Origin of the sequence: Streptomyces sp. NPDC041068, from assembly GCF_040647455.1 — a bacterium.
GTDB lineage: Bacteria > Actinomycetota > Actinomycetes > Streptomycetales > Streptomycetaceae > Streptomyces.
The window spans coordinates 1-25919 of record NZ_JBEZCG010000030.1 but is presented as its reverse complement, the minus strand read 5'-3'; the positions used below and the strand labels follow the sequence as shown (position 1 = coordinate 25919).

Below are 25919 nucleotides of genomic sequence, written 5' to 3'. Positions count from 1 at the left end.
GTGCCGCCCTGAACCGGCCTCGGCCGACTCCCCATATGCGGCCCAGGGCTCCAGAACGCTCACAGCGGCACTCAGCGCTTCGGGACGTCAACCCCCAGCTACCGCCCGGAGCACCCTCAGCCGTAGGTGTCACCGGGGCCCGTGCTACCGGGTGCGCGCAAGGGGCCGAAGCGGCGTGCGGGACCCCCGGGGCCGAGGACCTTGATGAGGCGTACGGTGCCGTGGCCCAGGTCCTCGTTGAGGCGGGCGACCAGCTGCGGGGCCAGTAGGCGCAGGTTCGTCGCCCAGGCCGTCGAGTCGCACTGCACGGTCAGGACGCGCTCGTCCTCGTCGTACCTCTGCGGGACGCAGTGCTTGGCCAGGTCGTCGCCGACGATCTGCGGCCAGCGGCCCATCACCCCGCCCACAGCGGCCGGCGTCTCCCAGCCGCGCTCGGTGATCAGACGGTTGATGGCGGAGCCGAGCGGCAGCGGATCGCGCCCGTCCGCGCGTGCACCGGAGCGCAGGCCGCCGCGGCGTGCCTGCTTCTTCTGCTGTGCGGCATCTCCACGCGCGCGTGCCTGTTCCTTGGCGGCACGCAGGGCGACCCGGGCGAGGTCGACACCGGAGGGTTCAGGAGTCTTCGGCTTGCCTGCGGCCCCGTCACCGGCGGCCTGGAGAGTGTCCTTGGCAGGCTCTTCGGCGCTCATACGCGGTCCACCGCGCCGTCCGACACCGCGTACCGCGTGCCGGTGAGTACGTCCGGGACGTCGTCGTCCACCGCGGCGGTGACCAGCACCTGCTCGCCCGGAGCCACCAACTCCGCGAGCCGTTCCCTGCGGCGCGCGTCCAGTTCCGCGAAGACGTCGTCGAGGACGAGCACCGGCTCATTGCCCTCGGCCCGAAGCAGGTCGTACGAGGCCAGGCGCAGCGCGAGGGCGTACGACCAGGACTCGCCGTGGCTCGCGTACCCCTTCGCGGGGAGTTGGCCCAGCTTGAGCACGAGGTCGTCGCGGTGCGGGCCGACCAGGGTGACGCCCCGCTCGATCTCCTGCTTGCGGGCCTCTTCCAGGGCGGCGATCAGCTGTTCGTAGAGCGCCTCGCGCGTGTGCCCGTCCCCGGGCGCCGACGGCTTGTACTCCAGGGAGATCGGTCCGCCGCCGGGTGCCAGCTGTTCGTACGCCTTGTCGGCCAGCGGCTGCAGCGTCGAGATCAGGTCGAGCCGCTGGGCGAGCAGCTCGGCACCCGCGCGCGCGAGGTGCTGGTCCCAGACGTCGAGGGTGGACAGGTCCATGGACCGCCCGCCGTGACGACGCGCGAGGGCGGCCGACTTCAGGAGGGTGTTGCGCTGCTTCAGGACCCGGTCGTAGTCGGACCGGACCCCCGCCATGCGCGGGGAGCGCGCGGTGATCAGCTCGTCGAGGAAACGACGGCGCTCACCGGGGTCGCCCTTGATCAGCGCGAGGTCCTCGGGCGCGAACAGCACAGTGCGTACGATCCCCAGCACGTCGCGCGGCCTGACCTGCGAGGACCTGTTGATGCGGGCGCGGTTGGCCTTGCCGGGATTGAGCTCGAGCTCGACCAGCTGCTGCCTCTCGCCCTGGCGGACCTGGGCCCTGATGACGGCGCGCTCGGCGCCCATGCGGACGAGCGGTGCGTCGGAGGAGACCCGGTGGCTGCCGAGCGTGGCGAGATAGCCGACGGCCTCGACGAGGTTGGTCTTGCCCTGTCCGTTCGGGCCCACGAACGCGGTGACGCCCGGATCGAGAGGGACCTCGACCCGGGCGTACGAGCGGAAGTCGGCCAGCGACAGATGCGTGACGTGCATGGTGTGCGCCGACCTCCCCCGGCAAACCCGCGCTCAGCGCACAGGCTGTGGATTACTTCTTCTCGACCGCGTGGCCGCCGAACTGGTTGCGCAGCGCGGCGATCATCTTCATCTGCGGCGAATCGTCCTGCCGCGAGGCGAAGCGCGCGAAGAGCGACGCGGTGATCGCCGGCAGCGGCACGGCGTTGTCGATGGCGGCCTCGACGGTCCAGCGGCCCTCACCGGAGTCCTGCGCGAAGCCGCGCAGCTTCTCCAGGTGCTCGTCCTCGTCGAGGGCGTTGACGGCCAGGTCGAGCAGCCAGGAGCGGATGACCGTGCCCTCCTGCCAGGAGCGGAAGACCTCGCGGACGTCCGTGACGGAGTCGACCTTCTCCAGGAGCTCCCAGCCCTCGGCGTAGGCCTGCATCATCGCGTACTCGATGCCGTTGTGGACCATCTTCGCGAAGTGGCCCGCGCCGACCTTGCCCGCGTGCACCGAGCCGAAGTCGCCCTCGGGCTTCAGCGCGTCGAAGATCGGCTGCACCTTGGCGACGTTCTCCTTGTCGCCGCCGTACATCAGCGCGTAGCCGTTCTCGAGGCCCCAGACGCCGCCGGAGACGCCGCAGTCGACGAAGCCGATGCCCTTGGCCGCGAGCTCCTCCGCGTGCTTCTCGTCGTCCGTCCAGCGGGAGTTGCCGCCGTCGACCACGATGTCGCCGGGCTGGAGGAGCTCGGAGAGCTCGTCGATGGTGGACTGGGTCGCGGCACCGGCCGGGACCATCACCCACACCACTCGCGGGCCCTTGAGCTTGCCCACAAGCTCTTCGAGGCTGTGGACATCCGCGAGGTCCGGGTTGCGGTCGTATCCGATGACGGTGTGACCTGCGCGGCGGATGCGCTCGCGCATGTTGCCGCCCATCTTGCCGAGGCCGACGAGACCGAGCTCCATCAGAGGTTCCTTCACTAGCGACGTGGCGTTACGGCACTTTCGTACCTGCGTCCGAGCCTACGCCCGGACGCACGCACACACCTGTGGGCTCAGCCGCTCAGACGTACGGGCATGATCAGGTACTTGTAGGCCTCGTCCGCCTCGGCGTCCAGGGCCGGCTTGCCGCTCAGCAGCGCCGGCTTCGTGGACGTCGTGAACGACAGCTGGGCGACCGGGGAGTCGATCGCGCTCAGGCCGTCCAGCAGGAACGTCGGGTTGAAGGCGATCGAGATGTCGTCGCCGTCGAGCTGGGCGTCGACCCTTTCCACAGCCTGTGCGTCGTCGCTGGAGCCCGCCTCCAGGATCAGCACGCCCTGCTCGAAGCTGAGCCGCACCGGGGTGTTCCGCTCGGCGACCAGGGCCACACGCTTGACGGCCTCCACGAAGGGGGCGGTCTCGATGACGGCCACCGAGTTGAACTCGGTCGGGAACAGCGTGCGGTACTTCGGCAGGTCGCCCTCGAGCAGACGCGTCGTCGTACGCCGCCCGGCGCCCTCGAAACCGATCAGGCCTTCGCCCGCACCCGAGCCGGACAGCGCCAGGGTGACCGTGTCGCCGCTCGTGAGCGCCTTGGCGGTGTCCAGGAGCGTCTTGGCGGGGACCAGGGCGACCGCGGACGCCTCGGGGTTCTCCGGCTTCCACAGGAACTCACGGACCGCGAAGCGGTAGCGGTCGGTGGAGGCCAGGGTGACCGTGTCGCCCTCGATCTCGATGCGTACGCCGGTCAGCACGGGCAGCGTGTCGTCGCGGCCCGCGGCGATGGCCACCTGGGATGCGGCGGATGCGAAGACCTCACCGGGGACGGTGCCCGTGGCGGTCGGCATCTGCGGCAGCGCGGGGTACTCCTCCACAGGAAGGGTGTGGAGTGTGAATCGCGAGGAGCCGCAGACCACCGTCGCCCGTACACCGTCTGTGGAGATCTCCACCGGGCGGTTGGGGAGCGCGCGGCAGATGTCCGCGAGCAGCCGGCCCGACACGAGAACCGTGCCTTCCTCGTCCACCTCTGCGTCCACCGAGACGCGTGCCGAGACCTCGTAGTCGAAGCTCGACAGGCTCAGTGCGCCTTCCTCGGCCTTCAGCAGCAGGCCCGCGAGGACGGGCGCAGGCGGCCGGGCCGGGAGGCTGCGCGCCGCCCAGGCCACCGCCTCCGCGAGTACGTCGCGTTCAACCCGGATCTTCACCGTAAGCCGCCCTCCTGCTGTTGCTGGCTGCTCTCGCCCGCTGGGCCTGTGGCCCTCGTCGTCTGACTCGGTGTCTCTCAGCCATGCCGTGGGAAGGACACCGGGGACCAGTCTGACGCACCGCACTGACAGTCGGTGCCCGTCGGGGTCAAGTCGTGGCGAGCGGCACCGGAGCTCCGGACCTCGAGTTGTGCACAGGCCCCCCTTCCAAACGATTTCCCCGGACTCTCTAGTTGGGAGTAGTAGTAGGGCCTGTGGAAACCGTGGATAACCGTGAAAGCGCAGGTCAGCGCCGGTTTTTTATCCACTGAGCCTGTGGGCGGCACCCGTGGACAACCGGGGGTTTCTGTGGACGGGCGAAAGTTCTGCACACCCGATGCACAGGGAGGGGGCACTTCTCCCCAGCGCTGTCCCCAGCTTTACCCAGCTTCCCCACAGGCCAACCGACCACCTTGGTGTGACGCCTTTCACTCGACCCAGTGAGAGCGCGCGTTGCGTTGCCGAACAGTGGACAGCCGTGTGGAGAAGCTGGCGACGACTGGGGACAACGAGCTCGAGCCTGTGGGCAGCCGGTGGACAACTTCATGCACAGCCTGTGGAAAGAATTTTGATCCACACCCTGTGGAGAATCTTCGTCCACGAATCCACAGCCACCTGACCTGGCCTGATGATCCCTCAGCAGGGTCCCCTGTGGACAGTGTCTGGACAACTTCCCGGTCCCCAGGGTGTGGAAGCAAAAAAGTTCGCACATCTGTGGAGAACCCCCGTCTGAACAGGGGAAATCGAACACCGGCTGGTCCCGGTACGGCTCCCTCGTGCTCCGGAGCCCCCCTCGGGACGCCCCGGAAGGTGCCCTGAGGCAGCAAAAAGGCGCCTCAGGAGGTGTCCTGAGGCGCCTTCAGCGACGTATACGACGTGTCCTTCGACGTGTCGCTGTGGTTGTTCCCTGTAGCTGTCAGCCGTTCTTGATGCGGTTGGTGAGCTCGGTGACCTGGTTGTAGATGGAGCGACGCTCGGCCATCAGCGCGCGGATCTTGCGGTCCGCGTGCATGACGGTCGTGTGGTCGCGGCCGCCGAACTGCGCGCCGATCTTCGGCAAGGAGAGGTCCGTCAGCTCACGGCACAGATACATGGCGATCTGGCGCGCTGTCACCAGGACGCGGCTGCGCGAGGATCCGCACAGGTCGTCCACCGTCAGACCGAAGTAATCGGCGGTCGCGGCCATGATGGCCGTCGCCGTGATCTCCGGAGCGGCGTCCTCGCCGCCGGGGATCAGGTCCTTGAGGACGATCTCCGTCAGACCGAGGTCCACAGGCTGTCGATTGAGGGACGCGAACGCGGTCACCCGGATCAGCGCACCCTCCAGCTCACGGATGTTCCGCGAGATGCGCGACGCGATGAACTCGAGCACCTCCGGAGGCGCGTTGAGCTGTTCCTGCACCGCCTTCTTACGAAGGATCGCGATACGGGTCTCCAGCTCGGGCGGCTGGACGTCCGTGATCAGGCCCCACTCGAACCGGTTGCGCAGCCGGTCCTCCAGGGTCACCAGCTGCTTGGGCGGCCGGTCGCTGGAGAGCACGATCTGCTTGTTCGCGTTGTGGAGCGTGTTGAAGGTGTGGAAGAACTCCTCCTGCGTCGACTCCTTGTCCGCGAGGAACTGGATGTCGTCGACGAGCAGGATGTCCATCTCGCGGTAGCGCTTGCGGAAGCTGTCGCCCTTGCCGTCGCGGATGGAGTTGATGAACTCGTTGGTGAACTCCTCCGAGCTCACATAGCGCACGCGCGTGCCGGGATAGAGGCTGCGGGCGTAGTGCCCGATCGCGTGCAGCAGATGCGTTTTGCCAAGCCCCGACTCCCCATAGATGAAGAGGGGGTTGTACGCCTTCGCGGGTGCCTCGGCGACGGCGACCGCGGCCGCGTGCGCGAAACGGTTCGACGCACCGATGACAAAGGTGTCGAAGAGGTACTTCGGGTTGAGGCGCGCGGTGGGTTCGCCCGGCCCCGTCGCGGGCGCCGGCTGCGCGGCCAGCGGGCCGGGGGCGCCGCTCGACGAGGTGGGGCCGACCGGCCCTCCCCGGTGCACGCCGTGACCGTTGCCCCGGTGGTCGCCGGACGGCTCGGGCATGTCGTGGCGCTCGCGCCGGTCCTGCGGCTCGGGGCGCTGCTGCTCGTACGGCGAACGCTCCTGCGGCGGCTGCGAGCGGTAGTCGTGCTGCGGCGGCTGCACCGGGTTCGCGTACGGGTCCCGTTCGGGGAAGCCGAGCCGCGGCTGCTGCCAGCCGTAGTCGTCCTGGGGCTGGGGCTGCTGCGGCCAGGCGCCCGGGGCCGGGCGCTGGTAGTCCGGGTAGGCGGGGCGCGCGGTCGGCAGCTGCTCGGGACGGGCACCCGCCTGGTGCTCGTCCGTCGGGCGGCGGCCGTAGCTCTCGTACTGCTCGCGGCCCTGCCCGGAGGCAGGCGGCAGCTCGGGCTCTTCGTAGCGCTGCTGGTGCTGCTGTTGTTGCTGGGGGGGCTGCTGCTGGATCGGCGGCGCCGGCGGACCCACGGGTTCGCCCACGGAGTCGTCGACCGTGATGGCGATGCGGATGGGGCGGCCGCACTCGCGGCTCAGGGTCTCGCTGACCACGGGCGCGAGACGGCCCTCCAGTACGCCCTTGGCGAATTCGTTCGGAACGGCCAGCAGCGCGGTGTCGGCGACGAGGGCCAGTGGCTGGCAGCTCCTGAGCCACCGCTCGTCCTTCGCCTCGACGCCCTGCCCGCGGCCCTCACCCAGCAGATGTTCCAGAACTCGTGGCCACACTGCGGCAAGATCGGCAGGTACGTCAGCCACAGGGCACGCTCTCTCACGGGGTCCCACGAAGGTGTGGTTCATGGGACGGAAATCGGGATGGGGAGAAGGAAGGGAACGAATCGGAGTTCAGCCACGGTAGTCAGGGCGACGGCTGCGGTTCAAGTTGTTGTCCACAGGCTGTGCACAGTGTCTCTCCCTGACGGCCGGTTTGACCGGATGGCGTAGCCCCGCGTACCGTAACCAGGTCGAGTTGTCGATGGCTGCTGCCGCCTGCCTCCGATGGGCAAAGATCACGATCTGTGATTGTGAAGCGGTGCACTCGGTGCGTATTCGCGAGCTTCTCGTGGGCGCACGGTGACAGCCAGGCGATGTCCCGCCATCTACGAATCATTTCTGGAGCCCCCGAGTGAGCAAGCGCACCTTCCAGCCGAACAACCGTCGTCGCGCCAAGACCCACGGCTTCCGGCTGCGCATGCGCACCCGTGCCGGCCGCGCGATTCTCGCGTCCCGCCGTGGCAAGGGTCGCGCCCGCCTGTCCGCCTGATCCCAGTCAGGTCATGACGTCGTGCTGCCTACCGAGCATCGGCTGAGGCGGCGCGAAGACTTCGCGACCGCGGTACGCCGAGGACGCCGGGCCGGACGCCCGCTTCTCGTCGTCCATCTGCGTAGCGGTGCAACGGACCCGCACGTGCCAGGGGAGAGCTCTCCCCCGACACGTGCGGGTTTCGTCGTCAGCAAGGCCGTGGGCGGGGCAGTCGTACGCAACTCCGTGAAGCGCAGGCTTCGCCACTTGATGCGTGACCGGTTGGCCCTGGTGCCCCCCGGTAGCCTGGTAGTCGTACGAGCGCTGCCCGGAGCGGGCGACGCCGACCATGCACAGCTGGCCCGAGACCTGGACGCCGCCTTGGAGCGGTTGCTGGGAGGGGGCGCGCGATGAAGTACCCGCTGCTGGCTCTGATCAAGCTGTACCAGTGGACGATCAGTCCGCTCCTGGGCCCAGTGTGCAAGTACTACCCATCGTGTTCCCGCTACGGCTACCTGGCCATCGACCGGCACGGCGCGATCAAGGGAACGGCGCTCACCGCCTGGCGCATTCTGCGGTGCAATCCGTGGTCGCTCGGTGGTGTCGACCACGTTCCGCCGCGCAAGCGTCCGCGGTGGCACGAGATGCTGCGCGCTGCCTGGCGCGAACGCAAGGGCGGGCCCTCCGCCGCAGGCGCGCCGACCGGGGATCTTCCCCCTGGACCGGCCGCCGAGACCGAGACCCCGTCCCATGCTCAAGGAGCCTGATTAGTGGACACGATTGCCAGTCTCTTCAGCTTTATCACGACACCAGTCTCGTGGATCATCGTCCAGTTCCACTCGGTGTACGGGAAGATCTTCGGCCCCGACACGGGCTGGGCCTGGGGCCTGTCCATCGTGTCCCTGGTGATCCTGATCCGGATCTGCCTGATCCCGCTCTTCGTGAAGCAGATCAAGGCCACTCGGGCGATGCAGACGCTGCAGCCCGAGATGAAGAAGATCCAGGAGCGCTACAAGAGCGACAAGCAGCGCCAGTCCGAAGAGATGATGAAGCTGTACAAGGAGTCGGGTACCAACCCGCTCTCCTCGTGCCTTCCCATCCTGGCGCAGTCCCCGTTCTTCTTCGCCCTCTACCACGTGCTCAACGGCATCGCCACGGGCAAGCAGATCGGCGAGATCGACGGCCCGCTCCTGGAGAGCGCGCGTAAGGCCCACATCTTCGGCGCCCCGCTGGCCGCGAAGTTCACTGACAGTGCGGACAAGGTCGCTGCGCTCAACGCCACGCTGACGGACGTCCGCGTCGTCACCGCGATCATGATCATCCTGATGTCGGCGTCGCAGTTCTTCACGCAGCGCCAGCTGATGACGAAGAACGTGGACACCACGGTCAAGACGCCGTTCATGCAGCAGCAGAAGCTGCTGATGTACGTCTTCCCGATCATGTTCGCCGTCTTCGGCATCAACTTCCCCGTCGGTGTCCTCGTCTACTGGCTGACCACCAACGTGTGGACCATGGGCCAGCAGATGTACGTGATCCGCCAGAACCCGACCCCGGGCTCCAAGGCCCAGGCCGCGTTCCTGGAGCGCCTGCAGAAGCAGATCACGCACACCAAGAAGGTGCGGGGCCGCGGCAAGACCAACGTCATCAAGGCGATCGTCGCCAAGGGCCGTGACCGCAACGAGTTCGAGCGGAAGTTCATCAACGGTCTGACCAAGGCGGGCCTCGCGGCCCAGGCCGACGGCACCGTCGTGGAGAGCGAAGCGGCCGTCGCCACGGAGACCGAGGACGGCGCTCCCGGCTCCGGTGCTCCCAAGCGGCAGCAGCCCAAGCGCCAGAGCAAGGCGAAGCGTCAGTCCGGCACCGCGCAGGGCACCGCCAAGACGGACGCTCCCGAGGACAAGTCCCCCGAGACGAAGCCCTCCCTGGAGAAGGCCGACAAGCCCCAGGACAGCACCCCCAAGACCAAGCAGGCCGGCGGCAGCACCACGGGCAAGCAGCCCGGCTCCGGTCAGCGCAGCCGAGCCAAGTCGGGACAGCAGCGCAAGGGCCAGCAGCGGCCCAAGCACCCGTCCTCCAAGAAGTAGAAGGAGCCCATCCCGTGACGGAAGGCACCACCACCTCCGCCGCAGCTGAGGCCGGCGACACCCTCACCCGCCTCGAGCAGGAGGGGGAGATCGCGGCGGACTACCTCGAGGGTCTGCTGGACATCGCCGACCTCGACGGCGACATCGACATGGACGTCGAGGCCGACCGGGCCGCTGTCTCGATCATCAGTGACAGCGGCAGCCGCGACCTGCAGAAGCTGGTCGGCCGCGACGGCGAGGTCCTGGAGGCGCTCCAGGAGCTCACGCGTCTCGCAGTGCACCGTGAGACCGGCGACCGCAGCCGCCTGATGCTGGACATCGCGGGCTACCGCGCCAAGAAGCGCGAAGAGCTCTCGGAGCTGGGCGCCAAGGCCGCGGCCGAGGTGAAGAGCTCGGGCGAGCCGGTCAAGCTCAAGCCGATGACGCCGTTCGAGCGCAAGGTCGTGCATGATGCGGTCAAGGCCGCCGGTCTGCGCAGTGAGTCCGAGGGCGAGGAGCCGCAGCGCTTCGTCGTCGTGCTCCCCGCCTGAGCGGCACCGAGTATTTCCGGCCCCGTCTGTTCGCAGGCGGGGCCGATCTTTGTCAGCCTGTTAGTCAGCCACCCCAGTGCGGTACGGAAGGACGGTCCCCGTGACGGAGGCAGCGGAGCTCCCCCCGGCGCCTGAAGAGGCCCGGACGGTATTCGGTGAGCGCTTCCCGGACGCGGTCCGGTACGCGGAGCTGCTCGCCGACGCGGGAGTGCAGCGAGGTTTGATCGGCCCTCGCGAAGTGCCCCGGCTGTGGGAGCGGCACCTGCTGAACTGTGCGGTGCTGTCCGAGGTGGTGCCCGAGGGCGTCACGGTGTGCGACGTCGGCTCCGGCGCCGGCCTGCCCGGTATCCCGTTGGCCCTGGTCCGCCCTGACCTGAAGATCACGCTTCTCGAGCCCCTGCTGCGGCGCACGAACTTCCTCACCGAGGTCGTGGAGCTGCTCGGCCTCGACCATGTGACGGTCGTGCGGGGGCGCGCCGAGGAGGTCCTCGGCAAGCTGCCGCCGGTCCATGTGGTGACCGCGCGCGCCGTGGCGCCGCTGGACCGCCTGGCGGCCTGGGGCGTTCCGCTGCTTCGCCCGTATGGAGAGATGCTTCTGCTCAAGGGCGACACCGCCGAGGAAGAGGTCAGGGCCGCGGGAGCTGCCCTGAGTAAGCTCGGCGCCGTGGACACCTCGGTCCTGCACGTGGGCGAGGGCGTGGTGGACCCGCAGTCCACAGTCGTACGGGTGGAGGTCGGGGAGAGCCCTGGTGGCGTGCGCTTCGCCGCGAAGCGGGCCAAGGCGGCTCGCACCGGACGGGCTCGGCGACGCCGAGGCTGACTCGGATCCGCTCACTGCGGCGCGGGGCCGCTGATCCGTCCTGACGACGAGCCGTACTCCACAAAAGCTGTCAAACGTACGCATACCGGGGTGTCGCACAAGCGGCACCCCGGCTGCGGTGCATCGTGTTTCACGTGAAACGTCGCTCACTGCTGCATGGCATCATCAGTCGCGGCCGCGCTGCGGAACCTCGCGACCGTCGACCACTTGGTTCCCTCGATAAGGGAACGGAGTTGTCCACAGAGGTGGATTCGTCCACAGAAGACCGGGCCTCGCTGGTTCACGACCCCGAAAGCATGGGAGGCTCTGTTCATTGCGAGCCTGATGTCGAGGAGAGTGAATCCTTGCGGTCCGACGCCAACATCGCGGGACCGATGACCGATCCGGTCCCCGGTCCCCGTACCGAGTCGGCGGGGGAGGATGTTTCACGTGAAACACCGACCCCGATGGACGACACACCCATCGGTCGTGCTGCCCAACTGGCGGTGGAAGCGCTTGGCCGCGCAGGCGAAGGCCTGCCGCGCCCCGAGCAGACCCGCGTCATGGTGGTCGCCAACCAGAAGGGCGGGGTGGGCAAGACGACGACGACCGTCAATCTCGCCGCCTCGCTCGCTCTGCACGGCGCACGCGTCCTGGTGATCGACCTCGACCCGCAGGGCAATGCCTCCACGGCTCTCGGTATCGACCATCACGCCGAAGTGCCGTCCATCTACGACGTCTTGGTCGAGAGCAAGCCTCTCTCCGAAGTCGTCCAGCCGGTGCCCGACGTCGAGGGTCTCTTCTGCGCCCCCGCCACCATCGATCTCGCCGGTGCGGAGATCGAGCTGGTGTCGCTGGTGGCTCGTGAGAGCCGACTGCAGCGAGCGATCCAGGCGTACGAGCAGCCGCTGGACTACATCCTCATCGACTGTCCGCCGTCGCTGGGTCTGCTCACGGTCAACGCGCTGGTGGCCGGTGCGGAGGTGCTGATCCCCATCCAGTGCGAGTACTACGCACTGGAAGGCCTCGGCCAACTCCTGCGCAACGTCGATCTGGTGCGGGGTCACCTCAACCCGAACCTGCATGTGTCGACGATCCTCCTCACCATGTACGACGGCAGGACCCGGCTCGCCTCTCAGGTGGCGGACGAGGTGCGCAACCACTTCGGCGACGAGGTCCTGCGGACGAGCATCCCGCGATCGGTCCGCATCTCCGAGGCGCCGAGTTACGGCCAGACGGTGCTCACCTACGATCCGGGATCGAGCGGAGCCCTCTCCTACTTCGAAGCGGCACGAGAGATCGCGCTGCGCGGAGTCGGGGTGCGTTACGACGTCCAGCACGCCCACATGGGCGCTCAGAACAGCCAGCAGAGCATGACGGAGGGGATGCAGTGAGCGAGCGACGGAGAGGGCTGGGGCGAGGCCTCGGCGCCCTGATCCCTGCAGCCCCTACGGAGAAGCAGGCCCCGCAGACGGTGGGGGGAGGAGCCTCGACCTCCCCCACTGCCGTGCCTGTGCTCACCGCCGAGCGGGGGGTGGCCGCCGCGAAGGTGGCGTCGCTCCCGCAGAGCCCCGTTTCACATGAAACGGTGGAGCCGCCCCAGCAGTCGGCGGAGGCGCCGGAGAGCTCGACCGTGGCCGGTGCGCACTTCGCCGAGCTGCCGCTGGACTCCATCAAGCCCAACCCGCGGCAGCCGCGTGAGGTGTTCGACGAGGACGCCCTCGCGGAGCTGGTGACCTCCATCAAGGAGGTCGGTCTTCTCCAGCCGGTCGTCGTACGGCAGTTGGGCCCCGCGCGCTACGAGCTCATCATGGGCGAGCGGCGCTGGAGGGCTTGCCGTGAGGCGGGGTTGGAGCGCATCCCCGCGATCGTGCGGGCCACGGAGGACGAGAAGCTCCTCCTGGATGCGCTGCTCGAGAACCTGCACCGCGCCCAGCTGAACCCGCTGGAAGAGGCCGCCGCCTACGACCAGTTGCTCAAGGACTTCAACTGCACGCACGATCAGCTGGCGGACCGCATCGGTCGCTCCCGCCCGCAGGTCTCCAACACGCTGCGGCTGCTGAAGCTCTCGCCGGCGGTGCAGCGCAGGGTTGCCGCCGGAGTTCTCTCCGCGGGACACGCTCGCGCGCTGCTCTCCGTCGAGGACTCGGAGGAGCAGGACCGGCTCGCTCACCGGATCGTGGCCGAGGGTCTCTCGGTACGCGCCGTCGAGGAGATCGTGACCCTCATGGGTTCACGGCCGCAGAGCGCTCCGAAGGCCAAGGGGCCGCGTGCCGGCACCCGGCTCTCGCCGGCACTGACCGGCCTCGCCACTCGTCTCTCCGATCGGTTCGAGACGCGGGTGAGGGTGGACTTGGGGCAGAAGAAGGGCAAGATCGTCGTCGACTTCGCCTCTCTGGAGGATCTGGAGCGCATCCTCAGCACGCTGGCTCCGGGAGAGGGGCCTGTCCTGCAGAACGGCCTCGCCGAGGCCGAGGCGGAGAGCGACTCCGAGGACGGCAAGGCCTGAGTCGCAAAGGTCGGCACCGCGAGAGCGGGCCGTGTCCGGTGTGTACCGGAACACGGCCCGCTCTTTGCTTTCTTACGGTATCGAGGCAATCCCATCGTGGATACGATGCGTTGAGGTATGGCGCATCCACCTGACGGCACCTCATTGGGGAGGCAGGGGCCATGCGATCGATGAGCCGCACCGGACTGATGACAGCGAGCCTCGGGCTGGGTGCGGTCGGCGGGTTCGTCGGCAGCTTGCTCAGGGAACGCAGCGCTCTGACAGCCGCCCTCAGCGCGGCGGGTGAAGGAAGTGAGGAACCGCCTTCATGGGGCGTCGGCTCGTACCGCTCACGCTGGACAACCTCCCGGACCTTCCCAAGCGTTGCCGTTCGTGCGTCTTCTGGGAGCTGGACCCGGTCAGCGGCCAGGCCGCGGTAAAGGACGGAACCGCGGAGCTGGAGAAGGAAGCCTGGATCTCCGCTGTTCTGCTGGAGTGGGGCTCCTGCGGTCGTGTCGTCTACGTCGACGACGTACCGGTGGGCTTCGTGCTCTACGCGCCTCCGGCATACGTCCCCCGCTCCACGGCGTTCCCCACCAGCCCCGTGTCGCCGGACGCCGTCCAGCTGATGACGGCCTTGATCATGCCCGGCTATCAGGGGCAGGGGCTCGGCCGTGTGATCGTCCAGACGGTCGCGAAGGATCTCCTGCGTAGAGGCTTCAAGGCGATCGAGGCCTTCGGTGACGCGCGCTGGGAGAAGCCCGCGTGTGTGCTGCCGGCGGATCATCTCTTGGCGGTGGGCTTCAAGACGGTCCGCCCACACCCCGCCTATCCCCGGCTGAGGCTTGAGCTGCGGACGACGCTCTCCTGGAAGGAGGACGTCGAGCTGGCGCTCGACCGCCTGCTGGGAGCAGTACAGAAGGAGCCGGCGCTGCGGCCGCTGTGAGGGCGCCTTCCGGCCGATGCACGGCGAATGGACCAGTCCCCGAGGGACTGGTCCATTCGTGTTTCACGTGAAACATCGCCGCCGATTACTCGGCGATGAAGTCCGCCAGGTCACGCTCGATCGCGGCCTTCGGCTTGGCGCCGACGATGGTCTTGGCCACCTCGCCACCCTGGTAGACGTTCAGGGTCGGGATGGACATGACGCCGTACTTGGCGGCCGTACCCGGGTTCTCGTCGATGTTGAGCTTGACGACCTCGATCTTGTCGCCGTGCTCGGCCGCGATCGCCTCGAGGGACGGGGCGATCTGGCGGCACGGACCGCACCAGGCGGCCCAGAAGTCCACCAGTACGGGCTTGTCGCTCTTGAGGACGTCCTCCTCGAAGGAGGCGTCGGTCACGTTCTTCAGGGTGCCGGCCACGGCAGTCTCCTTAACTTGTTGCGGTGGGGGAAGAGAGGGGTCAGACGGTGGCAGCCGCGGTTTCGCTGTCGGCGAGGGCAGCGAGGAAGCGCTCTGCGTCGAGAGCGGCGGAGCAGCCGGTGCCGGCCGCCGTGATCGCCTGGCGGTACGTGTGGTCGACGACGTCGCCGGCGCCGAAGACACCGGTCAGGTTCGTCCGGGTCGAGGGCGCGTCGACCTTCAGGTAGCCCTCATCGTCCAGCTCCAGCTGTCCCTTGAAGAGCTCCGTGCGCGGGTCGTGGCCGATCGCGATGAACAGGCCGGTCACCGGCAGCTCGGACGTCTCGCCCGTCTTGAGGTTGCGCAGCGTCAGCCCGGAGAGCTTCTGCTCGCCCTTGATCTCGGCGACCTCGCTGTCCCAGATGAACTTGATCTTCGGGTCGGCGAAGGCACGCTCCTGCATCGCCTTGGAGGCACGCAGGCTGTCGCGGCGGTGCACGATCGTCACGGACTTGGCGAAGCGCGAGAGGAAGGTGGCCTCCTCCATCGCGGTGTCGCCGCCGCCGATCACGGCGATGTCCTGGTCCTTGAAGAAGAAGCCGTCGCAGGTGGCGCACCAGGAGACGCCGCGTCCGGAGAGGGCGTCCTCGTTCGGCAGGCCGAGCTTGCGGTGCTGCGAGCCGGTCGTGACGATGACGGCCTTCGCGCGGTGCACGGTGCCCGCGGTGTCCGTCACGGTCTTGATCTCACCGCTGAGGTCGACGGCGACAACATCGTCGGGCACGAGCTCGGCACCGAAGCGCTCGGCCTGGGCCCGCATGTTGTCCATGAGCTCGGGGCCCATGACGCCGTCCTGGAAGCCGGGGAAGTTCTCCACCTCGGTGGTGTTCATCAGCGCACCGCCGGCGGTGACGGCGCCCTCGAACACCAGCGGCTTCAGCGACGCGCGCGCGGTGTAGAGCGCCGCCGTGTAGCCGGCGGGCCCGGAGCCGATGATGATCACGTTACGGACGTCGGTCACGGCTTGATTCCTCGTCTCTGGGGACTGCTGCGTACTGCTCGTGGGTGCCTGTCTCAGGACTCTCACCCCACCCAACGGATCCTACGGGGCGTGCATTCCCCGACGTGTCCGCGCGCACGGAAGCGTGTCAGGACGGAGAGTGCCTTGCACCACAAGACTGCTGGCCGCAGCGCCGAGCGCCCGTGAAAGAGCGCTGTGAAAAAGGCCCTGGACGTCAGCTCCGGGGATACCCGAGACGTCAGCTCTGGGGATAGGAGTGCGTCACAAGGACCTTCCCCGTGGACGGCGAGGACTCGCCCACGCAGCTGGCGTCGACGACGTACGCGGAGACCTTGGTGCTGTCGGAATCGTGGGGCACGACGACGAGGTAGGCGGGCTTGCCTTCGTAGGAGCCTGCTTCGGCGGCGAGAGGTGTCTTGTCGTCGATGCCGCGCTCAATGCACTCGGGGACCTCGACAGTGCCCTTCTGACTCTCCTCGGACTCCTCACGCAACTTCGTCTTGGGGGACTCCGGCGCGGTGCGCGTGTCGTAGGAAGGCGTGGAACCCTCCACCTTTCCCCCGGATCCCTTGACGGAGTTCTTCGCGAGGAGATCGGCGACCTGCCCCTGGAGCTTCTCCTCGGAGAAGGGGTTCGCGGTCTCCCGGCCCGAGGCCGTATCGGAGGTCCCTCCTGAGTCGCCGCCCATGGTCTGCATCAGCAGGGTGCCGAGACCGATGGCGGCCGCAGTGAAGACGGCACTGAGCACGGCGGTACGTCGACGCATCCCCCGCAGGCGGCTGCCACGCCCTGGACCGGTGGCGGCACGCGGGCGTCCGGCAGGACGGTCGGTGGCTCCGGAGGATGCGTGGGAAGGCGATGTTTCACGTGAAACACGCGCGGCGGCGGGCGGCGAAGTGGCGAGCGCGGGCTCGGGATCCACCTCGGACCCCGTCTCAGACCCTGCTTCGGACGTCTCGTCCACCGCAATGGGGCCGTCGGGGGCGGTGGAGTTCAGCAGTGCTTCGGCGGCCAGTGCGGCGTCGATGCGCCCCGCGACGTCGGCCGGCATGCGCGGAGGGCCCGGCAGGGTGCCGAGCATGCCGCGGATCTCCTCCAGGGAGGCATAGACATCGGCGCAGAGCTCGCAGCTGTCCAGGTGCCGTCGCACGTCGCTCGTGCGTGACGGGGAGAGCAGACCCTCGGTCAGATCGGAGATCTCAGCGACTTCCGGGTGCCCGGCCGAGTCGGTCGTGGTTGTCACGCTCGCCCACCTCCGCCCTTCACAGCAGCTGAATCGCTTGGTCCTGAATCCCTTGGCCCTGCTGCCGGTGGGACGGATGTCCCCTGCGTCCGGTTCCTTCCTGAGACGGGCTTCTTGCTTCCGCCGTCGTCGCCGCTGTCCCCGTTCCGTGCGGGTGCTTCCGTACGCAGATGAGTGAGCAGCGGCAGCAGTCTGGCTCTGCCGCGTGCGCAGCGGCTCTTGACCGTGCCGGTGGGGATGTCGAGCATGCGGGCTGCCTCGGCCACCGGATAGCCCTGCATGTCGACGAGGACGAGGGCGGCACGCTGATCGTGAGGAAGCGTGCCCAGCGCCTCCACGAGTTCCCGGTGGACATCGCCCCGCTCGACAGGAGCGGCCGCGGACTCCTCCGGCTCCAGGAGCTGCTCCAGACGTTCGGTGTCATCGATCGGCGAGGTCTTGCGCGAGGCCGCCTTGCGCGCCCGGTCGAGACAGGCGTTCACGGTGATCCGATGCAGCCACGTCGTCACGGCGGACTGCCCACGGAAGGTGTGGGCCGCTCGGTAGGCGGAGACGAGGGCGTCCTGCACCGCGTCGGCCGCCTCCTCGCGGTCCCCCAGCGTGCGCAGCGCCACGGCCCACAGCCGGTCGCGGTGGCGCCGCACGAGCTCGCCGAAGGCATCCTTGTCACCGGCGACGTGGCAGGCGAGGAGGTCCTGGTCGCTCATGTCGCGGTGTTCGGTGCTGTCCACCGTCGAACCCCCTCCCCCCTCGGTGAGCGTCGCCGAGCCGATTTCTCAGCCCTTGAATTTCACGTCCGTGATGCCTTGCTTGTATCCCGCTCCGTAGTACCCGTCGCGAGGGGAGTTCGGTACCTCGGTCATCCAGAGGAGCACGTGCTGCGACTTCACGGGCTTCTTGGCCTCGATCTTCGCGGTCTGGCCCGACGTGGTCGCGGCGCCGATCTTCTTCATGGCCCCGATTGCCGTCGAAGGCGTCAGCGAGTCCGTCGCGTACAGCTCGACCGTGGTGCGGTTCCCGCCGTAGCGAAGGGCTATCGACGCCTCGGAGACGTCTTGCTCCGAGCCGAGGTCGTAGACGATACCGACACCGGGCTTGTACGGGGCAAGCCTCGGACCCTCGTTGAAGGTCTTGGTGCGCCAGAGCGTGGACCGGTCCTTGTCGTAGGTGTTGCCTACGGTGCCCGGGTTCTGGGGGTCGCCCTTCAGGACGAACTCTTCGGCGCCCTTGATGGCGATGGGCTTCTTCGGCTTGGGCTGGCCCTTGTCGCCGCCTCCGTTGGTGTGCGACGTGCCGGGGTCTCCGGAGTTCTCGCGGTCCATCAGGGCGTCCGCCAGCTGCCAGCTGCCTAGGCCCAGCGCGGCGATGAGCAGCGCGGACACGGCCCACTTGAGAGCCCTGCCGGTGCGGCTCTGCAGCGGGGGCGGAGGGGTCGGTACGGGCTGCGTGACACCTGGGGGCGCCGGACGGCCGTACGTGCCCTGCTGGTACGTGGTGCGCTGGTACTCCGGCGGAGCGGTGAAGGCGGGCTCGGGCGGACGGATGCGGGGCATCTCGCCGATCGCCTTCACCAGTTCCTCCGGCGTCGTGCACGGAGGCTCCTGGCGTGACGCCGTCGCGCCGTCGTTGACGAGCGCGCGCATGGCGAGCTCCGACAGGCCGCGGTGGACGCCCGCCCGCACCTGGTCGGGGGCGATGAGGCCGATGTCCTTGGGAAGCCCGGAGAGCCCGTATGCGTCGTCCTCATACGGCCAACGCTGGGTCAGCGAGGCGTACAGAAGTGCGCCGATCGCTTCCGTGTCCGTGCGCTGCGGGGTGTCGGAGCTGATGCCGCGCAGCGCGGCGTTCACGGCGAGGCCGCGGATGCGGTACTGGCCGGTGGAGGTGCGCAGCACCGCGCTCGGCGTCAGCCGCAGATGCGCGAGGCCTTCGCGGTGCGCGGCGGCCATGGCCTGGGAGACCTGGCTGACGAGCTGGTACGCGTCGTGCGCCTCGAGCGGGCTGGCGGCAAGGAGCGCGGTGAGCTCCGTGGCGTCAGGGAGCCACTCGTGGACCACGTAGACGAGGTCGTTCTCCTCGACCGCGTCCAGGACCTGTACGAAGCGCGGGTCGCCGAGCAGCGCCGAGGAACGGGCCGCCGCGAGCACCGAGCGGGCCCGCGGATGGTCCGCGGGCAGGAGATGCACGCCGACGGCGCGACGGAGCTTCTCGTCGACCGCACGCCAGCTGCTGAAACCGTCCAGACGGGTGACGCACTCTTCCAGTCGATAGCGTCTGGCGAGCTTGTGACCACTGTGCAGTTCTGGGGGTGAGGACGCCGCCCCGCGGCTCGTGGGCTTGTCGTTGTTGTCCGCCGCGTCTTCGTCTGCTGCCGTGTCCCGCTCCCGGGTCTGGGCCACCCCGTCGGCCGTGGCCTGCTCCGCCTTGGCGGTCAGCGGCTCGTCGCCGCTGTTGTCTGCCACGTCGACGGCAGCCGTGCTCCGTTCCGCCACCGTCGTTCCTGCCTCCCCATCCATTGCGCTTCGTCAGACGCCAAAGCCAATTGTGCCCACAGTCCGGCGCTATGCACGACACACGGTGGCCGACGATGGTTGTGCGAACCGACTTGTCTCAGCGACCGAGACGCCCGCGGACCATGCCGACCATGGAGTTGAGCTCCGCGATCCGCATCTTTCGGGCGGCCACGAAGAAGACCCCGAGCAGCACCGCACCACCCGCGAGCAACGCCGCCAGAGACCCGAGGACCCCCTGCCCGAGGGCCTGGGTCACGGCGTAGGCGACGCCGCCGCCGAGCAGCGCGGCGGGCAGCGCGGCGATCCCGAGGCGAGCGTAGGTACGCAGGACGTGGCCCCCGTCCAGATCGCCGCCGAGACGCTTGCGCAGTCGGCGCCAGGCGACCCCCACGCCGATGGCGTACGCGAGGCCGTACACGGCTGCCATGCCGGTCACCGCCCAGCGGGTCGGCAGCAGCATGTAGCAGGCACCGGAGGCGGCGGCGTTGACGGCGGCGACGATGACCGTGTTGTAGAAGGGCGTTCGTGTGTCCTCGTAGGCGTAGAAGGCCCGCAACACGACGTACTGCACGGAGTAGGGAATCAGGCCGAGGCCGAAGGCCATCAGCATGAGACCCATGTTCGTGGCCTGGGCACTGCCCGAGGAGCCGAAGATCAGGGTGCACATCGGGATGCCGAGCGCGACGAATCCGAAGGCGATGGGGACGATCGCCACGGCCGTTGTGCGCAGGCCTTGCGAGATGTCGTCACGCACGGCACCGGTGTCCCCGTCGTGTGCGGACCGGGACAGCCGGGGAAGCAGGGCGGCCATGAGGGAGACCGTGATGATGGCTTGCGGGAGGCCCCAGATGAGCTGGGCGTTCGCATAGGCGGCGAAGCCGATGCCGCTGGTCGAGGGCAGGTCGGTCGTGGCTGCGGTGGCCAGCTGGGTGACGACGATCGCACCTGCCTGGTTGGCCAGGACGAAGAGGATGGTCCACTTGGCGAGCTTGGCGGCCTTCCCCAGACCGTGGCCCTTCCAATCGAAGCGGGGACGCAGTCGGAAGCCGGTCTCGCGGAGGTACGGGACCATGGCCAGGGCCTGGACGACCAGACCCAGCAGAATTCCGACGCCGAGGAGACGCTCGGCCTGCGGCGGGATGCTGTTCACGGTCATGCCGGACTCCGCCGACGTTCCGTAAACCCAGATGAACATGCCGAGCGTGAAGATGATGACGATGTTGTTGAGGACCGGCGTCCACATCATCGCGCCGAACCTGCCGCGTGCGTTGAGGATCTGTCCCATCACCACGTGGACACCCATGAAGAAGATCGAGGGCAGGAAGTAGCGCAGCAGGGTGGTGCCCACCTCGGTGGCTTCCGCATTGTTCGCGACCGGTACGGACATGACCTGAACCAGTTGCGGAGCCAGGACGATGCCCAGGGCGGTGAGGACACCGAGCGCCACCATGACGAGGGTCAGCAGGCGGTTGGCGTAGGCCTCGCCACCGTCCTCATCCTCTTTCATGGAGCGCACCAGTTGAGGCACGAAGACGGAGTTGAGGCCGCCGCCGACGGTGAGGATGTAGATCATTGTCGGGATCTGGTAGACGACCTGGAAGGTGTCACCAAGGAGGCCCACACCGAGCGCTGAGACGATCAGGGCGGAGCGGATGAAGCCGGTGAGCCGAGAGACGAGCGTGCCGGCTGCCATGACGGCGCTCGACTTCAGCAGGCCCGACGCGCGGCCGCCCGACTTGGGGGCGGGCGCAGGCGCGGGAGCCGGTGCCGGGGCCGCCGCGGGGGCCGGGACGATCGGCTGCTGCTCGGCGGGCGGGTAGCCGCCGTTGACGGGCTGTTGGTAGCCGTTGCCCTGGGGGTAGCCGCCCTGCTGGGGATGGCCACCGCCTTGCTGGTAGCCGTCGCCCTGGGGATAGCCACCTTGCTGGTAGTCGCTCTGCTGGTAGCCGGCCTGCTGGTTGCGGTAGCCGCCGGGCTGCTGGTCGCGGAAGAGGTGTGCGAAGGCGTCCGGCTCGTGGTGCTCCTCGCCGGCCTGGGTGACCAGGTCGTCGACGCCCACGAACTGCGTCGTACGGGCGTCGTCGCCGTACGGGAGGTGGCGGGTGGGGCCGTCCGGCTCGGGGGCGGGTGTCTGGGCCCACACGCGCGGGTCCGGGGCGTGCTGCGGGCTGGGCGGCTGGGCGTAGAGCGGCTGCTGCTGATAGGTGCCGGGCGGCGGCGGGGGGTGCGCCGCACGGTCGTAGAGCGCCTCGGTCACCGGGTCCTGGGCGGAGAGGTCCTGGGCCCGGTAGGGGTCCTGGTCGTAGGCGTCCTGGAGATACATGTCCGGCGCCGGCTGCGGCGGCACCTGCCCGTGCTCGGGGGAGCCGGGCGGCGGGCCCCCGGGCGAGGCGGAGCCGCCCGCGCCCTGGCCACGGTCACCGTCGTACGGCGCGTTCATGGTTACCCCACCTCATCGTCCCCGGGCCCACCGGCCACGACATCGCTCAACGGTCCACTCTCTCACCCGTGTCCGACGGGTCGGTGCTTTCCGGAGCGGTGTCCGGTGTCGGGTCACTCGGCTGCTCGGGGTCGTCTTCCCCCGACTCGGAGCCGGAATCGCCCTCAGGGCCCTCGTCAGGGCCCTCGTCAGGGCCTTCCTGGGCCTGCTTGCGCGCCGCGCGCTTGCGCTGGGTGTACATCCGGAATCCGGCGAGAACGAGCAGCAGGAGGCCGCCGGCAATGACAAGCATCACCGTGAGGGTGAACTCGGTGACGTTGACCTCGAAGCGCACGGCGTCGCCGTAGGGCTGGTCGTCCTCCGTGTAGAGCTGGGCGTACACCGGGACCGGACCGTTGGCGTTGGCCGTGGTCGTGAACTTCACCGACTGGGAGTGGCCGCCCGAGACCTTGATCGGCTTCTCCTCGCACTGCCCGTCACCGATCTTCAGGCGAGTGGGGTTGTGCGAGCACAGCCGCAGCACGAGGTGGTCGACCTCCTGCACCAGGTTGTTCTGGACCGAGATCGGAATGGTCGCGCTGCGTCCGGAGAGCTTCGCATCGGACCTCTGGATCAGACCCACCTGCCCGGTGAGCTCCTTCAGATAGCCCCACACGCTCGTCCGATAGTCGCTCGCCTCCGTCGGGCGCCCGCGCCAGGAGGTCGACATCTCTCGGTCTATGGCCCTCCCGAACGGGGTGACCACGCGGTGCTTCTCGGTGAGGATCACCTGGAAGCGATCGAGCCGGTTCTGCGTGTTCTGAATGTCTTCGAAGGCCGACTGCGGCAGCTCCTGCTTGCGCAGCGAGGCGGGGTACGAGCCGGCCGACGGCACCTGCGTGGTGGCCTGCGGGTCCGGCTTCTCCTTCGCCGCGGCGGTCAGGTCCTCGGGCTGCGACCACTGGCCGCCGGAGAGGCCGGTGAGTGCCTTCGCCATGGACTGGGCCTGGCTCGCCGAGGGCATGCGCTGTGGGGCCACGACGATGCTGCGCTGCTTGTCGGGGTCCTGAAGGTTGATCATCAGGCTCTGGGCGAGGAACTCCTGCACGGCGAGCGTGGAGTTCTCGGCTTCCGTCATGTCGCCTTCGAAGGCCGTCGAGAGGCGTGCGTCGGCCACCACGGCCGTCGTGCCACCACCGATGGGCCGGGCCGCGGTCGGCGCGTACTGCAGATTGGCCTCGCGCAGGCTGTCGCTGCGGGTGATGACCGAGTGGGCTCCCGCGGAGGTGGCGACGTCGACGATCGACGGGTCGATCGCCCCGTCGGCGGGCCACGCGAAGTCGGTGCTGGGCTTCACGTGGAGGATCGTGTCCACCGTCTCGGCAGCGGCGTCGGTGGCCTCCTTGAGGTGGCCGAGGGAGCCGGAGACGGCCTTGCCGTTGTGCGCGAGGGACGCGAGGTCGGGGTCGGCGAAGGGGAGCGCGACGACCTTCTTGCCCTTGACGGCGGTCTCGAGGTCGTTGAGCCACTGATTGGCGACGGCCTGGTGCCTGCCGGCCCTGGTGGTCGTCCCGTCGGGGTTCTGGATCCGGTAGCTATGCGTCATCGCCTCGACGGAGGCGAGCAGGTCCGGATCGATGACCCAGGTGACATCGAGGTCACTGCCGAGGGACAGGAGCTGTTCCAGGCGTCCGCCGGGCGCGAGTTCGTCGGCCAGGTCGTCGTTCTTGAAGACAGGCGTCTGCTGTTCGTCCGACTCGTTCTTCGCCGTGAGGTGCGTGGAGGAGATCAGTGGCCAGAGATAGGTCGTCTTCGTCTTCGTGTCGGCGGCATCGGGCTGCCACGGCAGGAAGGTGCGCTCGATGCCGAGCACCTGGGGGTAGGGCTGGGCGCTGCTCTGCCCGGTGAGGGCGACCCCCAGTTGGTAGACGCCGTCGGCGCCGAGGCTCAGCTCCTTGACCGGTACGGAGATGCTGAAGTCCTGGCGCACACCGGGGACCAGCTTGGAGAACTTCTCGGTGTACTTCCCGCCGACCTCCGTGCCCTCGGTGCCTGGCTGGAAGCCCGTGCGCTTCGCGGCGGCGTCGATGGCGCTGCGGCTGTTGACGGGCCCCACCCGCAGGCCGACCTGGGCGTCGGTCACCGTCTGCTTGCCGTTGTTGGTGACGGTGCCCGAGACGACGAGCGTGTCGCCCTCACCGGGCGTGGTCGGGGTGAGCTTGTCCAGCGAGACGTCGACGGTGCGGGACCCGGTCGCGTCCGCCTTCGCGCTCGGTGGGGCGGCATGCGCGACGGGGTCTGCCGGGACCTGCAGGAGTCCGGCCAGCAAAGGGGTGCCCACCAGCAGTGCTGCGGTGCGCCGCAGCCACCGGCGGGCAGGTGAGGGACTGGTCCCCGGGAAGTCTGCCGCCTCGGCCACGCGTTCGCCCGTCCCTCGTCGTCGTCAGTGGTCGTCGGTTGTGCGTCCACGCATGGTAACGATGCGCGCTGTGGCGAAGTGCCGCGGACTGCTCCACATGATCGGAAGACCTGGCCGGGGCGGCGGTGCGGGCCTTGCGGGGCCCGGCGGGAATCGGGTCGGCCCCGGGCGCCCGGGCCACGTACCCTTTTCTGTTGTGCCGAACGCCAATGAAGACAATCCCAGCGCACTGAGCCAGGTGCAGCGCCGCGCGGTCAGCGAACTGCTGCGTGTGTCCCCTGTCGCGGACGATCTCGCCCGTCGATTCCAGGAGGCGGGGTTCTCCCTCGCCCTGGTCGGTGGCTCGGTCAGGGACGCCCTCCTGGGGCGGCTCGGCAACGACCTGGACTTCACGACCGACGCGCGCCCCGAGGACGTTCTGAAGATCGTCCGGCCGTGGGCGGACGCGGTGTGGGAGGTCGGGATCGCCTTCGGCACGGTCGGCAGCCAGAAGGACGGCTACCAGATCGAGGTCACGACGTACCGCTCCGAGGCGTACGACAGGACCTCGCGCAAGCCCGAGGTGTCCTACGGCGACTCCATCGAGGAAGACCTCGTACGCCGTGACTTCACCGTGAACGCGATGGCGGTGGCGCTCCCCGAGAAGGAGTTCATCGATCCGCACGGCGGGCTCGAAGACCTGTCGGAGCGCGTTCTGCGCACCCCTGGCACTCCCGAGGAGTCCTTCTCCGACGACCCGCTGCGCATGATGCGGGCCGCGCGCTTCGCCGCGCAGCTGGACTTCGAGGTGGCCCCCGACGTCGTCGCCGCGATGAAGGCGATGGCCGAGCGCATCGACATCGTCTCCGCGGAGCGCGTGCGGGACGAGCTGAACAAACTGATCCTCTCCGCACACCCGCGCAAGGGCCTGGCGCTCCTCGTGGACACAGGGCTCGCCGAGCGCGTCCTGCCCGAGCTGCCGGCGCTGCGTCTGGAGCGGGACGAGCACCACCGTCACAAGGACGTCTACGACCACTCGCTGATCGTCCTCGAGCAGGCGATGGCACTGGAGACGGACGGCCCCGATCTGACGCTGCGGATCGCGGCGCTGCTGCACGACATCGGCAAGCCGAGGACACGACGCTTCGAGAGCGACGGCCGGGTCTCCTTCCACCACCACGAGGTGGTGGGCGCGAAGATGGTCAAGAAGCGGATGACGGCGCTCAAGTACTCCAATGAGCTCGTGAAGGACGTCTCGCGGCTGGTCGAGCTCCACCTGCGCTTCCACGGATACGGCACGGGTGAGTGGACCGATTCGGCCGTACGTCGCTATGTACGGGACGCAGGACCGCTCCTGGACCGGCTGCACAAGCTGACTCGCTCCGACTGCACGACGCGTAACAAGCGCAAGGCGAACGCCCTGTCGCGTGCGTACGACGGCCTGGAGGAGCGCATCGCTCGCCTCCAGGAGCAGGAGGAGCTGGACTCGATCCGCCCTGACCTCGACGGCAACGACATCATGGAGGTCCTGGGCGTGGGCCCGGGCCCAGTGATCGGCAAGGCCTACAAGTTCCTGCTGGAGCTGCGGTTGGAGAACGGGCCGATGGAGCGGGATGCGGCGGTGGCTGCGCTCAAGGAGTGGTGGGCCGAGCAGAGCTGAGGCGGGCGGTGGTTGTTTCACGTGAAACAACCACTGGTCCGTTATGTGCTGAGGGGCGCTGTTTTAAACAAAAAAACAAGAAAAAAACCCCCACCCCCCCCCCAGAATAGTTTAGAAAAAAAAGAACAACACAGAGTGGGCCAAAGCCCGCAGGG

Annotated in this window: 22 protein-coding genes; 10 read left to right on the top strand and 12 right to left on the bottom strand. The window is 68.5% G+C overall.

Features of this window, described 5'->3' with window-relative positions; genetic code table 11:
- Positions 1 to 116: 116 nt before the first annotated feature.
- The 5 genes from AB0B50_RS42160 to dnaA form a co-directional block, all read right to left on the bottom strand.
- The gene (locus tag AB0B50_RS42160; protein WP_362342576.1) at positions 117 to 689 is read right to left on the bottom strand and encodes a DciA family protein; all 573 of its coding nucleotides are present in this window, start codon (positions 687 to 689) and stop codon (positions 117 to 119) included.
- Positions 686 to 1807, bottom strand: a complete 1122-nt coding sequence (gene recF, locus AB0B50_RS42155; protein ID WP_362342573.1) for a DNA replication/repair protein RecF — start codon at positions 1805 to 1807, stop codon at positions 686 to 688. Before recF ends, AB0B50_RS42160 begins: the two co-directional genes overlap by 4 nt.
- Before the next feature lie 52 nt (positions 1808 to 1859).
- Positions 1860 to 2735: a phosphogluconate dehydrogenase (NAD(+)-dependent, decarboxylating) gene (gnd, locus tag AB0B50_RS42150; protein ID WP_362342570.1), complete on the bottom strand. Its 876-nt coding sequence runs from the start codon at positions 2733 to 2735 to the stop codon at positions 1860 to 1862.
- An 89-nt stretch (positions 2736 to 2824) separates the two neighbouring features.
- A complete protein-coding gene (dnaN, locus tag AB0B50_RS42145) occupies positions 2825 to 3955 on the bottom strand; it encodes a DNA polymerase III subunit beta (RefSeq protein ID WP_362342567.1) in 1131 nt (376 codons plus the stop codon).
- 955 nt (positions 3956 to 4910) lie between these two features.
- A complete protein-coding gene (gene dnaA / locus AB0B50_RS42140; protein WP_362342564.1) occupies positions 4911 to 6782 on the bottom strand; it encodes a chromosomal replication initiator protein DnaA in 1872 nt (623 codons plus the stop codon).
- Positions 6783 to 7149: 367 nt separating this feature from the next.
- Between dnaA and rpmH the strand changes: the two genes are divergently transcribed.
- The 9 genes from rpmH (at position 7150) to AB0B50_RS42095 (ending at position 14113) form a co-directional block, all read left to right on the top strand.
- Entirely contained in the window at positions 7150 to 7287 is a 138-nt protein-coding gene (gene rpmH, locus AB0B50_RS42135; protein WP_003949374.1) for a 50S ribosomal protein L34, read from the top strand.
- Between the two features lie 21 nt (positions 7288 to 7308).
- On the top strand, positions 7309 to 7680 hold the full coding sequence (gene rnpA, locus AB0B50_RS42130; RefSeq protein ID WP_362342561.1) for a ribonuclease P protein component: 372 nt from the start codon (positions 7309 to 7311) through the stop codon (positions 7678 to 7680).
- A complete protein-coding gene (yidD, locus tag AB0B50_RS42125) occupies positions 7677 to 8033 on the top strand; it encodes a membrane protein insertion efficiency factor YidD (protein ID WP_362342558.1) in 357 nt (118 codons plus the stop codon). Before rnpA ends, yidD begins: the two co-directional genes overlap by 4 nt.
- A gap of 3 nt (positions 8034 to 8036) precedes the next feature.
- Complete coding sequence (gene yidC / locus AB0B50_RS42120) at positions 8037 to 9350, top strand: membrane protein insertase YidC (protein WP_362342555.1); 1314 nt, start codon at positions 8037 to 8039, stop codon at positions 9348 to 9350.
- A 14-nt stretch (positions 9351 to 9364) separates the two neighbouring features.
- On the top strand, positions 9365 to 9880 hold the full coding sequence (locus tag AB0B50_RS42115) for a R3H domain-containing nucleic acid-binding protein (protein WP_055700788.1): 516 nt from the start codon (positions 9365 to 9367) through the stop codon (positions 9878 to 9880).
- A gap of 100 nt (positions 9881 to 9980) precedes the next feature.
- Positions 9981 to 10700: a 16S rRNA (guanine(527)-N(7))-methyltransferase RsmG gene (gene rsmG / locus AB0B50_RS42110; RefSeq protein ID WP_362342552.1), complete on the top strand. Its 720-nt coding sequence runs from the start codon at positions 9981 to 9983 to the stop codon at positions 10698 to 10700.
- 296 nt (positions 10701 to 10996) lie between these two features.
- Positions 10997 to 12073 (top strand): ParA family protein, encoded by a 1077-nt coding sequence (locus tag AB0B50_RS42105; protein ID WP_362342690.1) that lies wholly within the window; start codon positions 10997 to 10999, stop codon positions 12071 to 12073.
- Positions 12070 to 13188 carry a ParB/RepB/Spo0J family partition protein gene (locus AB0B50_RS42100; RefSeq protein WP_362342549.1) on the top strand — a complete coding sequence of 373 codons (1119 nt, stop codon included), beginning with the start codon at positions 12070 to 12072 and terminating at the stop codon, positions 13186 to 13188. Before AB0B50_RS42105 ends, AB0B50_RS42100 begins: the two co-directional genes overlap by 4 nt.
- A gap of 307 nt (positions 13189 to 13495) precedes the next feature.
- On the top strand, positions 13496 to 14113 hold the full coding sequence (locus AB0B50_RS42095) for a GNAT family N-acetyltransferase (protein ID WP_362342547.1): 618 nt from the start codon (positions 13496 to 13498) through the stop codon (positions 14111 to 14113).
- An 85-nt stretch (positions 14114 to 14198) separates the two neighbouring features.
- Here AB0B50_RS42095 and trxA read toward each other — a convergent pair whose 3' ends face one another.
- From trxA to AB0B50_RS42060, 7 genes are all read right to left on the bottom strand, one after another.
- Positions 14199 to 14531, bottom strand: coding sequence for a thioredoxin (gene trxA / locus AB0B50_RS42090; RefSeq protein ID WP_362342544.1), 333 nt, complete (start codon positions 14529 to 14531; stop codon positions 14199 to 14201).
- 40 nt (positions 14532 to 14571) lie between these two features.
- The gene (gene trxB, locus AB0B50_RS42085) at positions 14572 to 15531 is read right to left on the bottom strand and encodes a thioredoxin-disulfide reductase (RefSeq protein WP_362342542.1); all 960 of its coding nucleotides are present in this window, start codon (positions 15529 to 15531) and stop codon (positions 14572 to 14574) included.
- A 238-nt stretch (positions 15532 to 15769) separates the two neighbouring features.
- Complete coding sequence (locus AB0B50_RS42080; protein ID WP_362342540.1) at positions 15770 to 16774, bottom strand: hypothetical protein; 1005 nt, start codon at positions 16772 to 16774, stop codon at positions 15770 to 15772.
- On the bottom strand, positions 16771 to 17505 hold the full coding sequence (gene sigM, locus AB0B50_RS42075) for an RNA polymerase sigma factor SigM (protein ID WP_362342537.1): 735 nt from the start codon (positions 17503 to 17505) through the stop codon (positions 16771 to 16773). The genes AB0B50_RS42080 and sigM overlap by 4 nt, the downstream gene beginning before the upstream one ends.
- Before the next feature lie 45 nt (positions 17506 to 17550).
- Entirely contained in the window at positions 17551 to 19266 is a 1716-nt protein-coding gene (locus AB0B50_RS42070; protein WP_362342534.1) for a protein kinase family protein, read from the bottom strand.
- Between the two features lie 118 nt (positions 19267 to 19384).
- Positions 19385 to 21727 carry a murein biosynthesis integral membrane protein MurJ gene (murJ, locus tag AB0B50_RS42065; RefSeq protein WP_362342531.1) on the bottom strand — a complete coding sequence of 781 codons (2343 nt, stop codon included), beginning with the start codon at positions 21725 to 21727 and terminating at the stop codon, positions 19385 to 19387.
- Positions 21728 to 21773: 46 nt separating this feature from the next.
- A complete protein-coding gene (locus AB0B50_RS42060) occupies positions 21774 to 24125 on the bottom strand; it encodes a DUF6049 family protein (RefSeq protein ID WP_362342528.1) in 2352 nt (783 codons plus the stop codon).
- A 196-nt stretch (positions 24126 to 24321) separates the two neighbouring features.
- Here AB0B50_RS42060 and AB0B50_RS42055 point away from each other — a divergent pair, with 196 nt between their 5' ends.
- Complete coding sequence (locus AB0B50_RS42055) at positions 24322 to 25764, top strand: CCA tRNA nucleotidyltransferase (RefSeq protein ID WP_362342525.1); 1443 nt, start codon at positions 24322 to 24324, stop codon at positions 25762 to 25764.
- Positions 25765 to 25919: the final 155 nt, after the last annotated feature.